The organism is Proteiniborus sp. MB09-C3, from assembly GCF_030263895.1.
Taxonomy (GTDB): domain Bacteria; phylum Bacillota; class Clostridia; order Tissierellales; family Proteiniboraceae; genus Proteiniborus.
On record NZ_CP127161.1, the window covers coordinates 1,326,039 to 1,339,756 of the forward strand.

The window sequence follows — 13,718 nt, forward strand, 5'->3', positions numbered from 1 at the left end:
GAACTTTTTCCTTATTATAGCATAAAATGTTGACAAAAGTGGAAAATAGTACTACAATAATACGTGGTGTCTAATATAGTAATATTATATGTAAAAACTATTTGTACAATACAATGAAAATATATAAAAAGCTAATTTATCGAAGGATAGAGACGCGAAACCACGGATATGACATGTACGACACTATAATGACTGGGTTGTAAATATGTTTTTCCATGATTTTTTAGCTGTGGTTTTAACAGAACTCACAGCTTTCTTGCATCTATTTAAAAAGGCTGATATTTGTAGAAAAGGTTGTTCTCTTAGCAAGGTGTTAGTTTATCATAATTTCTAAAGGAGAGAATTATAAATGAAATTGACAGTGAGAAAAAAGCTAATATTTGGATTCAGTGCCTTAATTATTTTAATGATTATATTAGGTGGTGTTGGAATATACAGTCTTTCAGTAATTAACAATGAATTAACTGTTTTATATGACATGCACTTAAAAGGCATTGAATATATTAAAGATGCACAAATAAATCTAGCATCCTTGGGAGAGGACAGGGGAATGCTGATATTAGCAGTAGATTCTAAAGGACGGGAAACAGCTGCTAAAAGTATGAAGTCTACATTTGAGGAATTTGAAAAAAACTTAGAGGATTTTAAAAGTACAATAGTAGATGAGGAAGGTAGAAGTATATATTCTGAAATAACAAAACTGTGGGAAATACTAAAGCCTAACGAGGAAAGTGCTATTGCATTAGCTACAAGTGGCAAAATTGAGGAAGCTAATCAACAAACTATGGTAAATCGTCTTAATTCTGAGCAAATAGAAATAAAAATCAATTATCTCGTAAAGCAAAAAAGTGAATTAGCAGAGGCGGCTAATAATGGAAGCGACATGCTATATTCAGAAACATTAGTCATATTGATTATTATAATTGTACTAAGCGTACTAACAGGAATAATAGTCTCTTTATACATATCTAATATAATTTCCAAGCCAATAACAGTAATGGCTGGAGCTACGAAAAAAATAGCTGAAGGTGATATAACAGTACAAGCTATAAAGGTTAAAAATAAAGATGAAATTGGTGAATTAGCAAATTCCTTTAACATAATGACTGATAGGCTAAGAGATATGATAATAAAGATTACAGAAGCTTCTCAAAGTGTTGCCGCCTATAGTCAGGAGTTATCAGCATCATCTGAAGAAACAACAGCTGCTGCCGAGCAAGTATCTAAAACTATACTGGAGCTGTCCAGCGGTGCCGCAGCACAATCCGAAGAATTAGAGGCTACCAGCTCCCATATAGGTCAAATTTCTTCTGCAATACAGCAGGCTGCAGCAAATACAGAATCTGTAACTAATGCAAGTAAGAATGCTTCTGATGCTGCCAACGAAGGAGTAAGAGAGGCAGAAAATGCAGTAAGAAAAATTGATAGAGTAAAGCAGGTTTCCATAGAAAGTGCGAATGTTGTTAATGCCTTAGGAAAAAAATCAGAAGAAATTGGACAGATTGTAGATGTCATTAAGAATATTGCGGATCAAACAAATCTACTAGCTCTTAATGCTGCTATAGAAGCTGCTAGAGCAGGCGAACAGGGAAGGGGATTCGCAGTTGTTGCTGAAGAGGTAAGAAACTTAGCTGAGCAATCTTCTGCTTCGACCCAGAAAATTGAAGGATTAATAAAAGATATTCAGAGCGAGACAAACCGTGCAGTCAATGTTATTGAATCTGGAGGACAAGAAATTCTTGAAGGAGTAGAAGCAGTAAACAAGGCAGGAAATACTTTTAAGTCTATAGTTAAGGAAGTTGAAAACGTGGCAGAACAAATAAATGAAGTGAGTGCAGCTACACAGCAGATAGCTTCTGAAAGCAATGAAATAGTTAAATCGATAGATAGCATTGCAGCTATATCACAACAGACAGCAGCCTCTGGCCAAGAAGTATCTGCGGCTTCTGAAGAACAGACTGCTTCTATGGAGGAAGTAGCAAGCTCTGCACAAGAGCTAGCTCATTTAGCAGAAGAGCTATTGGAAACAGTTTCAAGATTCAAGCATTAAAAATTATAATAACTGAAGGAAGGAGGAAGATATGCTAACGAATCTATGATTAGTAAGTACAGTTTTGTGTTATTTACATGTTAGCAAAATTATAATAATATGATTAGAAAAGCTCGTGATATTATGATAAAAAACTTTATGCTAGTAAATCTTGTTGATAGTATTACATTGATAAACAACATTATATTAGATAAAGGGATACATCATTTTCCAGTGGTGGAAAATGGCAATATTGTTGGAGTAATAACAGATGAGGAATTAATAAAAGCCAATCCTGAAGACATTGCAGCTAATGTGATGATGGGAACATTTTTATATGTAAATTCAGAAGCCTCAATCGAAAATATTAGAGGAATATTTAAAAAAGAAAATCCTGACTTTTTGTTGGTTAAAAATAAAAATAAAATAGAGGGTTTGATTACAGAGGATTTATTAATTGCTAACTCTGACATTTAGATAAAGACGTAGATGTAAAGAAGTATCTTGCATCTACTTTTTTATTTTAAAATTAAGCCATACTATTTTACAAATTATCTTTAAATATTTTAATGCATTTAGTTATTTTTTTTATATTATCTGTAGAAAGCCCATCTACTTCATAAAAGAGCTTTTCTAGTGCGCTAGTCTTATTTGCATAATAAATAGAGTCTTCTTCCTTGATTCTAGACTGTGTTTTTATAGTATTGTTTTTTAACGAATGTCTAATAGTAGTAACACCTAATAAATAATCTATTGAAACATTAAACAATCCTGCAATTTTTAGGATAAGCTCTGGATCATTTGGAAATCTAGTCCCTTTCTCATAATTGCCAACAGATTGTCTACTGATATTTAGCTTTTCGGCCAAGTCATTTTGAGTTAAATTATTTTCTTCTCTAAGAAGTTTCAATCGCTCTGAAAAGTTCATAAAATCACCTCTTAAATATCCTAACATAAAAATATATATACTAATTATTATGCTACAAAAAGGGGAATATTATGATATAATACATACATATGAGTACATATAAAAGAAAAACAGAAAACATTATGCTTAAAAACTTTATAAAGAAACTAGACGATATGATCCCAGAAGAAAGAGAATTATTGACAAGTATTACATATGAAGAGTTAGAAGAGGCATTAGATGAAATAGGTAGAGACATAGTCTATAATTACTTAATATTTGAAAAGGAGGTTAGCTTCGAGGTCTTTTTATCAAATCTAAAAATTTATTTAAGTATCATTAAAAATAGGCTTTAGTAAAAAATCTAAAGGACATAGTTATAATTATTTAATATAAATGCTGCTAAATAAAACTAGTAGCATAAAATAAATCTAGATGCTATTGCAATCATATTTTCATATTTTTTAAATTACGTATAAAAATGAATACTATTGCAAAACTAGGGGAAAAGTCCTATAATTGTCTTGACATAGCTAGTAAAAAAGTCCTAGTTATTAAGTTTTGACATAAGGTACCATAAACATATTTTCCATATGATGAGAGGAAGACAGATATGGCAAAACTCCCATATTTAAAAACAAATAGATATTATAAAAAACGCTTTATTCTATTAATTTTCCTATGGTTTATCTCTCTATTTTTATTATCCATTTACTCTTATCATAGAGTTATTGTAGATGTTAGGAATGAAATAGGAAATAAGGCAATGCTTGTTGCAGGTCGTTATGGAGGAGATGAATTTTCTATTTTACTTCCTGATACTAGCGAGAAAAGGGCAGAGAAAATTGCAAAGCTTATTGTAGATGATATAGCAAAATCAAATGATAGGAGAGAATCCTCTTTAGGTATTGATGGCAGTACAGTAAGCATAGGTGTAGTTAGTCTTGTTCCTGATGAGGAAACTACTATCGAAACCTTGATTAGTTATGCCGACACAGCTTTATACAAGTCGAAAAGACATGGAAGAAATAGAGTATACACATGGAAGAAAAAAGCCTTATCTAAAGATGAACAAACTAGTTAAATATTTCTCCTATATGCAATAAAAGCTAAAGAATTAAATAAGTGCTTTTAAGTGAGTAATACTCAGCTTTAAAAAATAAATAATTTTATGGAACTTTTGCTGAATAACCCCGTCAAATAATCATAAGCAATAAAAAACACAGAAAAGAAGGGAGAATTCAGATGAAAAGATCAACTAAAATTGTAGGAACTCTATCCTTAGCTCTAGTAATGACATCAGCTATTTCACCAATTTATGCTGAAAAGGGGCAGGAGCCTCTTATTATAGAAAGGAGTTCTTCGATTCCTGAACACATGACTATATCCACAAAGGATTCTTGGGAGGATAAAATAAACTATATAAACTTTGAGGGTGTTGTTAAGGAAATTAAAACACAGGAAGGTTACGTATCTGTTTCATTGACAGATGGGAAAGAGGATAAAATTGTAGCAGTATTTAATATATCCGATGAAGCTATGATTGTGGATCAAGCAACAAAAAAAATCATCAAAAGCTCTGAATTAAAAGAGGGTAAAAAGCTTGCTGGCTACTACAGGAAAGATATGCCAATGCTAATGATATACCCACCTATAATTAATCCAGAACTGGTTATTGTAAAGGATGAAGAAGAGAAAGACTTTATTAAGCATTCCAATTTTGATGAAGAACTAATAAGTGCAGATAATTCTCTAAAGCTTAATATTTCAGAAGAAACTGTTATAACAAACCAATATGGAGAAGAGTGTAAGGAAGAAGAGTTATATGATGAGGATTTAGTAGTCTTCTATACAATTACTACTAGAAGTATTCCTGCACAGACAAATCCAAGCAAAATAATTGTGCTTAAGGAACAATCAGAAGAGAATACAGGAAATACAGACGATACTGAAACTGGAGAAGGTAATGTAATAGATGAAATTGCTGAAATGATTAAAGCAGATAGCTATAAAAAAGAAGAAACTGTAATGATTCCTTTGAGAAAAATAGCAGAACATTTAGGATATCAGATTGAATGGAATAACGAAAATAGAAGTATAATTTTAAGTAAAGGCAATGTTTCATTCACAATAGCCATAGGTAAAGAAGATTATGGATACAACAAGAGCTTAAGAAAATTTGAACAAGCACCAGAAATAAATAATGAAAAAACTTACGTTCCACAATCTCTTCTAGACATAATGAAATAATTTAGAAACAATAAAAGTCCCTAGATTTACTGATGTCCCATTTACAAAGTAAATCAAAGGGCTTTTTTTTATGACCTAACCCGATTGTTTCGAATGCTTTTATCGAAAGAATCGTAGGTAGGTCAAATGCAACGAGCACCAACCCTGTTGTAGGTTCATGATAGGAGTGTCCGTTAGGACCAAATTTATGAAGGGTAGCGGGCAAATAAATTTGAGCTGCGAGACATTATTTGTGTCTTTGATTAGGAATTATGACATGACTAATTAAATATAAGTATGATAATATAAGAATTATAATAAAAAGATGAAGTACTATTATATGCCTGTGCTTACTAAATATATTATAACATCTGAAGTCGTAGTTGATGCTAAAATACGAGCAAAAAACTGATGAAATGATGTATTTAGTAATGAAATAATATAGTTATGTATAATATTATCCATAGTATTATACAGCGAGGGGGATTTTGATGGATTTTTTAACAGGCTTTTTAAAGGGAATGGCATTAAGTATAGGAGCTATTGCTCCAGGAGTAAGCGGAGGTACACTTGCAGTAATATTTGGTATATACGAAAGAATTACAGAAGCAATAGCGCATGTGTTTAGGAATTTCAAAAACAATGTAGTATTCTTTTTTCCTATTGCTCTTGGCGGTGGTTTTGGAATTTTAATTTTTAGCAGACTTATAAACTACTTATTTACGGACTATAATATCGAGGTAAAATATCTTTTTATTGGACTTATAATAGGTACATTTCCTTCCCTATTTAAACAGGCTAATAAGCGAGAATTTAAATATACATATTTAATACCATTTATAATAACCTTAGGAATCACCATTATATTTGCATTCTTAGATAATGAGGTGATAAATATAATCCCAAGCCACAATCAGGGAATGTTGCAGCTTCTTATATATGGCTCAATTATAGGCTTTGGTACAATAATACCTGGTATAAGCGCCTCTTTTATCCTAATGTATATGGGAGCATATGAATTAGTACTTGACAGCATAGCAAATATCAATATAGCAAATCTTGTTCCTATGGGTATAGGTTTTGTTTTCAGTATTATTATATTTGCTAAGCTAATCAGCATGTTATTTGAAAAGGCTTATGGGTATACAAATTATGCGGTATTAGGCTTTGCCATAGGTTCAGTAATACCTATATTTCCAGGATTTAATTTTAGCCTTAGATACTTAATAGGTTTAATACTGTTCATAATAGGTCTTTATGTATCTGCATATCTTAGTAGATATGAGAGGGCAAAATAAAAGCTGGATATGGTGTTTAAGATTTCATATAATAGCTTAAAATTCTAATATGTTCTTATAATATGGAATTTTTATAAAAGAATGAAGTGATATAATATGCTTGTATATATAAATAATTATGATAAAAAATACTATCATATTTAGAGGTGACATAATGAAATATAAAGTATTCAATGGCTTCCAGCTTAAAATGATAATGGTTATACTAATGCTATTAGACCATATTGCTCAGTTTATGCCTGACATACCAATCTGGTTTCATTATTTAGGTAGAATTGTGGCACCTATATTCTTTTTTATTCTTGTGGAAGGCTTTATACATACAAGCAATAGAGAGAAATATATGAAGAGGCTATTCATATGGGGGCTTATTATGTTTGGAGGCTCAAGACTTCTAGAATTTATTTTTCCTTATGATAGCTATATACCTAATAATATATTTTTATCATTAGCTTTCTGTTTTGCTCTTTTATATTTTATTGATCTTATTAATAATACCGAAGAAAGCAAAGTTAAATCTAAGCTTACTGTATATGCAATAATAGTCGGCTTTTTAGGATTATTTACAGAGGCTTCTTTTTTAGGTATAGGAATGGTTCTCATATTCTATTACTTCAGAGGAAATAAATTAGCGCTTTCAATGTCTTATATAATTTTATCCAGTATATTCATACTTGGGGATTTCTCCTATGAAAATATATTTTTGATAAATTATCAGTGGATGATGGTATTCTCGCTTCCATTTATTCTTATGTACAATGGGGAGAGAGGAAGGAGTCTAAAATATTTTTTCTATGCTTTTTACCCTGCACATATTTGGATATTATATACTATAGGGTATTTTTTATCTAAATGAAATTAGTTGATTTAAACAATTTACTTTATATTCTGAAGGGAAGTATTGATGATGGACAAGGCTATAAAATTAGAAGAAATAGAATTTCATCTAGATTTTTTCAAAAAAATGTATCCTACAGTAAGAATTGTTGATCCTTGTAAGAAAAAGATAATACAATATTATGATAATCTCACAATAGAATCAGAATCTACTTGTTATGCATATTGGAAAAATAATGCTATTTGTGAAAATTGTATTTCTATGAGAGCTTACTTAAATAAGGACACAGTATTTAAGCTAGAATATGTAAAAGATAAATTTTATATGGTTACAGCAATGCCTATAGAGACAACAGAACGCATAATTGTTTTAGAGCTTCTAAAGGAAGTGACTAGTACTATGTTAATAGATACTGGGGATTATGATAATGTACATGATATCAAGAATTATATAATAAACTTAAATGAGAAGGTAGTAAAGGATAATCTAACTAATCTTTATAATAGAAGATTTATAGATGAAAGACTTCCAGTAGATATCATCAGGAGTACTATTAACAGAACGCCTATATCCATTATTATGACAGATATTGATCAGCTAAAAAAGATTAATGATGTCTATGGACACTTAGAGGGAGATTTAAAGGTAAAGGAGTATGGAAGAATATTATCCAATTCTGTTAGGGGAGACAAGGACTGGGTAGCAAGATTTGGAGGAGATGAATTTTTAATATGCTTAAATAATACAGATAATGAGACTGCTTATAAAATTGCCGAAAGAATAAGAAAAGACATTGAAAATAATATTTTATTAATAGGCAATAATAATATCAAGATTACTGGCTCTTTTGGGATATGTACCATGTATAAAGATAAGCTTACTGCTGAGGAAATGATAAAGATAGCAGATAAAAACCTTTATGAAGCTAAGAACGGTGGAAAAAACAAAGTTTATTAAATAGAATTTAAAAATACACATAAAGATAAAATAGGGATGGTAAAGATGAATACAAAAAAAATTTACAGTTGCGTAGCATTTCTAATGATTTTACTATTATTAGCAGGATGCTCTATTGGAAATAATGACAAAAATTCAGGAGAAAAAGATATGTCTGAAGCAGAAGATAATCATAATCAAGAGGACATTCAGCCTCCTGTAGAAAAGATAGACCCAATAAAAGAGCAAATTAAAGAAATGTCTATTGAAGAGAAGATAGGGCAAATGGTCGTAGTTGGACTTGAAGGCTATACCCTTGATGATAATTCAAGAAAAATGATTGAGGAGTATAAGGTTGGAGGTATTATCATATTTGGCAAGAATGTAGAAAGCTCTAGTCAGCTTTTAAGTCTAGTCAATTCACTGAAGGAAACTAACTCTAAAAATAGAATACCACTATTTATTTCTGTAGATGAAGAAGGTGGAAGAGTTAGCAGAATGCCAAAAGAAATTAAAAAGCTTCCAACAAACAAAAAAATAGGACAGATTAATAATAAAGAGCTTTCCTACGAAATAGGTACAGTATTAGCAGAAGAATTAAAGCTATTTGGATTTAATATGGATTTTGCACCTGTTTTAGATATAAATAGCAATCCTAAAAATCCAGTAATAGGAGATAGATCCTTTGGAACAAATGCAGCCATAGTGAGTGACCTAGGAATACAGACTATGAAAGGCATACAGTCTGAGGAGGTAGTTTCAGTCATAAAGCATTTCCCAGGACATGGAGATACATCAGTTGATTCTCATGTCGGGTTGCCTGCTGTTGACCATGATTTAGAACGGCTAATGAGCTTCGAGCTCATACCATTTAAAGAAGCAATAGATAATGGAGCAGATACAGTTATGGTAGCTCACATACTATTGAAAAAAATAGATCCTGATTATCCATCTTCCTTATCAAAAACTATTATTACAGATATTTTAAGAGAGGATTTAGGATTTAACGGAGTAGTTATATCCGACGACATGACAATGGGAGCTATAGCTGAGAATTATGAAATAGGAGATGCATCCGTAAATGCAATAAACGCAGGAAGTGATATTGTCCTAATAGCCCATGGCTTTGACAATGGAGTATCTGCAATAAATTCTATAAAAGAGGCAGTGACAAATGGAACGATATCAGAGGATAGACTAAATGATAGCGTATATAGAATACTAAGCCTAAAAGAAAAATACAATATGACTGATGAAACTAAAGATACAATTGATACAGAAGATATAAATAATAAATTTAAAGAAATATTAGAATAGGATAGGGAAATGTTTTCTTCCCTGGTCTTGTTCGCAGGACAAGGGGACATCAGACTGTGTGAAAATTCACATTCTATATGTTTTTGTCATTCTGAACGCAGTGAAGAATCTGTATTTGAAGCTATTAGAGACCCATTTGCTTCGCTCAGGGTGACAGTTTACACACAGTCTGACGTTTCACTTGTCTTGTTGTGTAGAAGGATAGAATCCGACTTTTTCTTATACAGCTTATTGCTTAGCTAGAAGAAAAAGTCGGATTTTTAATTATGCTTGACATTTGCCGCATAGTTTTATAAGATAATACATAGATAATCTATGTATAGCATATCTATGTATAGGAGGTGTTATTGTGAAGATAAGTAAGGAGCTATTAAGGGGAAGTACAAGTATATTGATTTTAAGTCTTTTAAACAGACGTTCAATGTATGGATATGAGATGATAAGAGAAATCGAAGACAGATCAGAAAATATTTTTTCTTTTAAGGAGGGTACTCTATATCCATTACTGCACGCCCTTGAGAAAGAAGAGATGATTGAATCCTACTGGGAAGACACGGAAAGCAAAAGAAAGAGAAAATATTATAGGATTACTGATTCTGGCAGGAAGCTGTTAAGTCAAAAGGAAAAAGAATGGAGGACATTTACAAAGGCTGTAGAGCAAGTATTATGGGAGGGACTTATATGGGCTTAGAAGATAATAAAAGAGTAGCTGATTTTCTCACGAAGGTTTGCGGTAAAATCAGAAATAAAAAGCTGCATAATGAAATAAGGCTTGAATTTTTAAATCATATAGAAGAGTTATATGCTGAGAATATACGAAAGGGAATGTCTGAGGATATGGCTATAGAAGAAGCCTTGAGGTATATGGGTGATGGTGACATAGTTGGAAAGAGGCTTAATAAAATACATAGACAGTGGCCAGATTGGGCAATTATTGGAGGAGCAGCCTTATTAGCCGTATTTGGAGTTATACTTATGTATCTGATTGAAGCTAATGGGGCATTGTCTCGAAATAATGGAATATTTAAAGATAGCATATTTCATGTACTTTTAGGATTAGCAACTTTATTAGGACTCAATCTATTTGATTATAGAATATTAAAGAAATATTCTAAATATATCTATGGAGCAACTATTATAGCATGGCTATTTTTCATTAATACAGGAGCTTATGTTAATGGGCAGCTTTATTTTATTGCAGGTAGGTTAAGCTTTATGCCAATGGTAATAGTGCCTTTAATTGTCTCTTTAGCAGGTTTATTTGATGGATGGGATTGGAATGACAAGAAAAGGCTAATAATTGCAGCAGGCTTAGTATTACTTCCTGTATTGCTGTTTTTACGAACATATTCAATGGCATATGTGATAGTTTACTTTGTTTCTGTTCTGTTAATTCTTTTTGCATCTGGATTAAAATTAAAACAAGTTATACCTGTGTTTGTGTTAGCTGGCGTTGTTAGTATATTTTTTCTAGTACAAAGATCATATATTCTTGAGAGAGTACTAACATTTTTGAATCCATGGAATGATCCTAATGGAGCTGGTTGGATACATATCCAAATGGGCAATCTGATAAAATCAGCAGGAATATTTGGAAAGGGGTTTGAGTTTGACCCTATGCTACTTCCTTCTGTTGATACAGATTTTGTGTTTGCTTATGTTATTTATACTTTTGGATGGCTGATAACTGGAATATTAGTAGCTGCCATTGCCTTATTTATAGCTAGAATGATAAAAGGTGTAGGGAAAGTAACCGATAGCTATGGAAAGCTTGTAGCAGTTGGATTCATTGGAATACTTTCAACAAGATTTATCTGGAATATTTTAATGACATTAGGTCTACTGCCTATAACAGGCTTGCCATTCCCTTTTATAAGCTATGGAGGAACTCAGCTTGTTATGGACATGGTTATGGTAGGATATCTGTCTAATATTTATAGAAGAAAAGAAAAGGCATACTCAGAAACAGTAATATAACTAATAAAATAAAAAACTGGTGAATTATATCAAGAATTCTTGGTAATAATCCACCAGTTTTTTATTTTTGTGACTTAGTTCACAGAAATACTTATATTTATAGTATACAATAGGGATAATAAAAATGAAAATCATTATCAATAGGGAAGAAAGATATATATGAACAACAACCAACTGCTTAAAATAGAAAACCTAGTAGCATCTGCAGAGGAAAAGACTATATTAAAAGGATTAAACTTAGAAGTAAATAAAGGGGAAATCCATGTGGTTATGGGGCCAAATGGAGCAGGCAAGTCTACATTAGGAAATGTTCTAATGGGTCATCCTCATGGAAAGAGCAGAGCAAGATTATGCAAAATATCTTACTGTGAATGAAAGCCATGGCTTAGGTCTGGATAAAAATACTGCAAAGATTTTAGTGGTGGAATCCTCCTTTGAGTCGATACTAGAGCTTCTGCCTGACAAAAAAGCAAAAGAAAAAGTATTAGAATACGTCAGATATGCACTGGGAGGAATCCGAGTTGAAAGATTATAAGAAGGGCTTCAAAATTCTAAAAAAAGAAGTAAAGGAAAGCTCTATAGTTTATTTAGACAATGGAGCAACCACACAAAAAACCTATTAAGGTTACGGAAGGAATTCAAGAATATAACAATAATTATAATGGAAGTCCCCATAGAGGAGCACATTATTTAAGTATCAAGGCAACAGAAATTTATGAAGGTGCAAGGAAAAAGGCAGCAGATTTTATAGGAGCTAAGAGCTCAAAGGAAGTCATATTTACCAAAAACACTACAGAGGGTTTAAATTTTTTAGCTTACTCATATGGAGTGAGTAGATTAAAAGAAGGGGACGAGATTCTCTTGTCTATTGCAAATCATCACAGCAATATAGTGCCTTGGCAGATGGTAGCCAGAAGAACTGGGGCAAAGCTAGTTTATCTAATGTGTGATAAAAACGGTCAGATTACGAAAGAAGATATTGAAAATAAAATAAACAAAAATACTAAAATAATCAGCATATCTCACGTAAGCAATGTGTTTGGAGTAATACATCCAATAGAGTATATAGTTAAAAAAGGGCGAGAAAATCAAGCTACTATCATAATAGATGGAGCTCAAAGTGTACCGCATTTAGAGACAAATGTAAATGAATTGGATGCTGACTTTTTAGTGCTTTCTGGACATAAAATGCTGGCATCCATGGGTGTAGGAGTTTTATATGGTAAGCTTGATAAATTAAATGAACTAGAACCATTTTTATATGGGGGAGATATGATAGAATACGTTGATTTGTACGAAACAAGCTATGGCGAAATACCCTATAGATTTGAAGCAGGTACTCAAAATGTAGAGGGAGCCTTATCCCTTTCAATTGCTATAGATTATATACAAAGTATTGGCATAAAGAAAATTGAGAAAATAGTAAAGGAACTGCTGAAACACACATTGGATAAATTAAAGGATAAGGATTTCATTGAAATGCATGGAGGAAATGACATAGATCATAGAACAGGAATAGTATCCTTTAATGTGAAAGATGTGCATCCACATGATGTAGCGTCTATATTAGATAATTACAATATTGCAATAAGAGCAGGACATCATTGTGCCCAGCCGTTTATGAAATATATGGGTTTAAGCTCTTCCTGCAGAGCAAGTTTTTACTTCTATAATACATTTGAGGATATAGACAGGTTTATAGAAGCATTAGAAAAGGTAAGGGGATATGTATTATGAGTCTGAATGAAATATATACTGAGCTAATAAGATATCACAATAAAAATCCTAAAAATAGAAAGGATATTCCAAATGCTACGATTAAAGAAAGAGGTCATAATCCTAGCTGCGGAGATGACATAATTCTCCATATAAAAATAGAAGGAGACATTGTCGTAGATGCAGGCTTTACTGGGGTTGGTTGCGCCATATCTCAAGCATCTGCTTCAATTATGATTGATTTGATAAGGGGTAAGAAAATAGAAGAAATAGTCAATATTTTGGAGACTTTTCTAGGCATGATAAAAAAAGATGTAGATGATGAAGAACAGCTCAATGTATTGGGAGATGCCGCCTACTTTAAGAATATATCAAATATGCCAGCCAGAGTAAAATGTGGGGTGTTGCCTTGGCATTCTCTTAAAATTGCGCTGGAAAAAATAAAGTGATATTTTGTTCTATTAATGATTA

14 protein-coding genes, 1 pseudogene and 1 riboswitch are annotated in these 13,718 nt (G+C 31.9%); of the genes and pseudogenes, 14 read left to right on the plus strand and 1 reads right to left on the minus strand.

Annotation, left to right across the window (positions count from 1 at the left end; all coding sequences use genetic code 11):
• Positions 1-119: 119 nt before the first annotated feature.
• Positions 120-205: riboswitch (cyclic di-GMP riboswitch) on the plus strand.
• 144 nt (positions 206-349) lie between these two features.
• Positions 350-2,050, plus strand: coding sequence for a methyl-accepting chemotaxis protein (locus tag QO263_RS06380; protein WP_285627807.1), 1,701 nt, complete (start codon positions 350-352; stop codon positions 2,048-2,050).
• Positions 2,051-2,173: 123 nt separating this feature from the next.
• On the plus strand, positions 2,174-2,506 hold the full coding sequence (locus tag QO263_RS06385; RefSeq protein WP_285627810.1) for a CBS domain-containing protein: 333 nt from the start codon (positions 2,174-2,176) through the stop codon (positions 2,504-2,506).
• Between the two features lie 67 nt (positions 2,507-2,573).
• Here the strand turns inward: QO263_RS06385 and QO263_RS06390 are convergent, their stop codons facing one another.
• The gene (locus QO263_RS06390; protein WP_285627813.1) at positions 2,574-2,957 is read right to left on the minus strand and encodes a helix-turn-helix domain-containing protein; all 384 of its coding nucleotides are present in this window, start codon (positions 2,955-2,957) and stop codon (positions 2,574-2,576) included.
• Between the two features lie 122 nt (positions 2,958-3,079).
• Here QO263_RS06390 and QO263_RS06395 point away from each other — a divergent pair, with 122 nt between their 5' ends.
• From QO263_RS06395 to sufU, 12 genes and pseudogenes are all read left to right on the plus strand, one after another.
• Complete coding sequence (locus QO263_RS06395; protein WP_285627816.1) at positions 3,080-3,292, plus strand: hypothetical protein; 213 nt, start codon at positions 3,080-3,082, stop codon at positions 3,290-3,292.
• Between the two features lie 257 nt (positions 3,293-3,549).
• Complete coding sequence (locus QO263_RS06400) at positions 3,550-4,020, plus strand: GGDEF domain-containing protein (RefSeq protein WP_285627817.1); 471 nt, start codon at positions 3,550-3,552, stop codon at positions 4,018-4,020.
• A gap of 161 nt (positions 4,021-4,181) precedes the next feature.
• Positions 4,182-5,186 (plus strand): copper amine oxidase N-terminal domain-containing protein, encoded by a 1,005-nt coding sequence (locus QO263_RS06405; protein WP_285627819.1) that lies wholly within the window; start codon positions 4,182-4,184, stop codon positions 5,184-5,186.
• Between the two features lie 470 nt (positions 5,187-5,656).
• Positions 5,657-6,463: a DUF368 domain-containing protein gene (locus QO263_RS06410; protein ID WP_285627821.1), complete on the plus strand. Its 807-nt coding sequence runs from the start codon at positions 5,657-5,659 to the stop codon at positions 6,461-6,463.
• A gap of 154 nt (positions 6,464-6,617) precedes the next feature.
• Complete coding sequence (locus QO263_RS06415; protein WP_285627823.1) at positions 6,618-7,319, plus strand: TraX family protein; 702 nt, start codon at positions 6,618-6,620, stop codon at positions 7,317-7,319.
• A 51-nt stretch (positions 7,320-7,370) separates the two neighbouring features.
• Positions 7,371-8,258: a GGDEF domain-containing protein gene (locus tag QO263_RS06420; RefSeq protein ID WP_285627826.1), complete on the plus strand. Its 888-nt coding sequence runs from the start codon at positions 7,371-7,373 to the stop codon at positions 8,256-8,258.
• A 45-nt stretch (positions 8,259-8,303) separates the two neighbouring features.
• Positions 8,304-9,554 (plus strand): beta-N-acetylhexosaminidase, encoded by a 1,251-nt coding sequence (gene nagZ / locus QO263_RS06425; protein WP_285627828.1) that lies wholly within the window; start codon positions 8,304-8,306, stop codon positions 9,552-9,554.
• Between the two features lie 349 nt (positions 9,555-9,903).
• A complete protein-coding gene (locus QO263_RS06430; protein ID WP_285627831.1) occupies positions 9,904-10,245 on the plus strand; it encodes a PadR family transcriptional regulator in 342 nt (113 codons plus the stop codon).
• Positions 10,236-11,531 (plus strand): FtsW/RodA/SpoVE family cell cycle protein, encoded by a 1,296-nt coding sequence (locus tag QO263_RS06435; RefSeq protein WP_285627834.1) that lies wholly within the window; start codon positions 10,236-10,238, stop codon positions 11,529-11,531. The genes QO263_RS06430 and QO263_RS06435 overlap by 10 nt, the downstream gene beginning before the upstream one ends.
• A gap of 159 nt (positions 11,532-11,690) precedes the next feature.
• A pseudogene (locus QO263_RS06440) lies at positions 11,691-11,867 on the plus strand (ATP-binding cassette domain-containing protein); the annotation flags it as partial.
• A 258-nt stretch (positions 11,868-12,125) separates the two neighbouring features.
• The gene (locus tag QO263_RS06445) at positions 12,126-13,268 is read left to right on the plus strand and encodes an aminotransferase class V-fold PLP-dependent enzyme (protein WP_352169495.1); all 1,143 of its coding nucleotides are present in this window, start codon (positions 12,126-12,128) and stop codon (positions 13,266-13,268) included.
• Complete coding sequence (sufU, locus tag QO263_RS06450; RefSeq protein ID WP_285627835.1) at positions 13,265-13,696, plus strand: Fe-S cluster assembly sulfur transfer protein SufU; 432 nt, start codon at positions 13,265-13,267, stop codon at positions 13,694-13,696. Before QO263_RS06445 ends, sufU begins: the two co-directional genes overlap by 4 nt.
• The last annotated feature ends 22 nt before the right edge of the window (positions 13,697-13,718 follow it).

Bases quoted from the DNA above. Each gene is read 5' to 3' on its own strand.
- QO263_RS06420 (WP_285627826.1), top strand. From the start codon at position 7,371: ATGGACAAGGCTATAAAATTAGAAGAAATAGAATTTCATCTAGATTTT.
- nagZ (WP_285627828.1), top strand. From the start codon at position 8,304: ATGAATACAAAAAAAATTTACAGTTGCGTAGCATTTCTAATGATTTTA.
- QO263_RS06405 (WP_285627819.1), top strand. From the start codon at position 4,182: ATGAAAAGATCAACTAAAATTGTAGGAACTCTATCCTTAGCTCTAGTA.
- QO263_RS06380 (WP_285627807.1), top strand. From the start codon at position 350: ATGAAATTGACAGTGAGAAAAAAGCTAATATTTGGATTCAGTGCCTTA.
- QO263_RS06395 (WP_285627816.1), top strand. From the start codon at position 3,080: ATGCTTAAAAACTTTATAAAGAAACTAGACGATATGATCCCAGAAGAA.
- QO263_RS06410 (WP_285627821.1), top strand. From the start codon at position 5,657: ATGGATTTTTTAACAGGCTTTTTAAAGGGAATGGCATTAAGTATAGGA.
- sufU (WP_285627835.1), top strand. From the start codon at position 13,265: ATGAGTCTGAATGAAATATATACTGAGCTAATAAGATATCACAATAAA.
- QO263_RS06390 (WP_285627813.1), bottom strand. From the start codon at position 2,957: ATGAACTTTTCAGAGCGATTGAAACTTCTTAGAGAAGAAAATAATTTA.
- QO263_RS06415 (WP_285627823.1), top strand. From the start codon at position 6,618: ATGAAATATAAAGTATTCAATGGCTTCCAGCTTAAAATGATAATGGTT.
- QO263_RS06435 (WP_285627834.1), top strand. From the start codon at position 10,236: ATGGGCTTAGAAGATAATAAAAGAGTAGCTGATTTTCTCACGAAGGTT.
- QO263_RS06400 (WP_285627817.1), top strand. From the start codon at position 3,550: ATGGCAAAACTCCCATATTTAAAAACAAATAGATATTATAAAAAACGC.
- QO263_RS06385 (WP_285627810.1), top strand. From the start codon at position 2,174: ATGATAAAAAACTTTATGCTAGTAAATCTTGTTGATAGTATTACATTG.
- QO263_RS06445 (WP_352169495.1), top strand. From the start codon at position 12,126: ATGGAGCAACCACACAAAAAACCTATTAAGGTTACGGAAGGAATTCAA.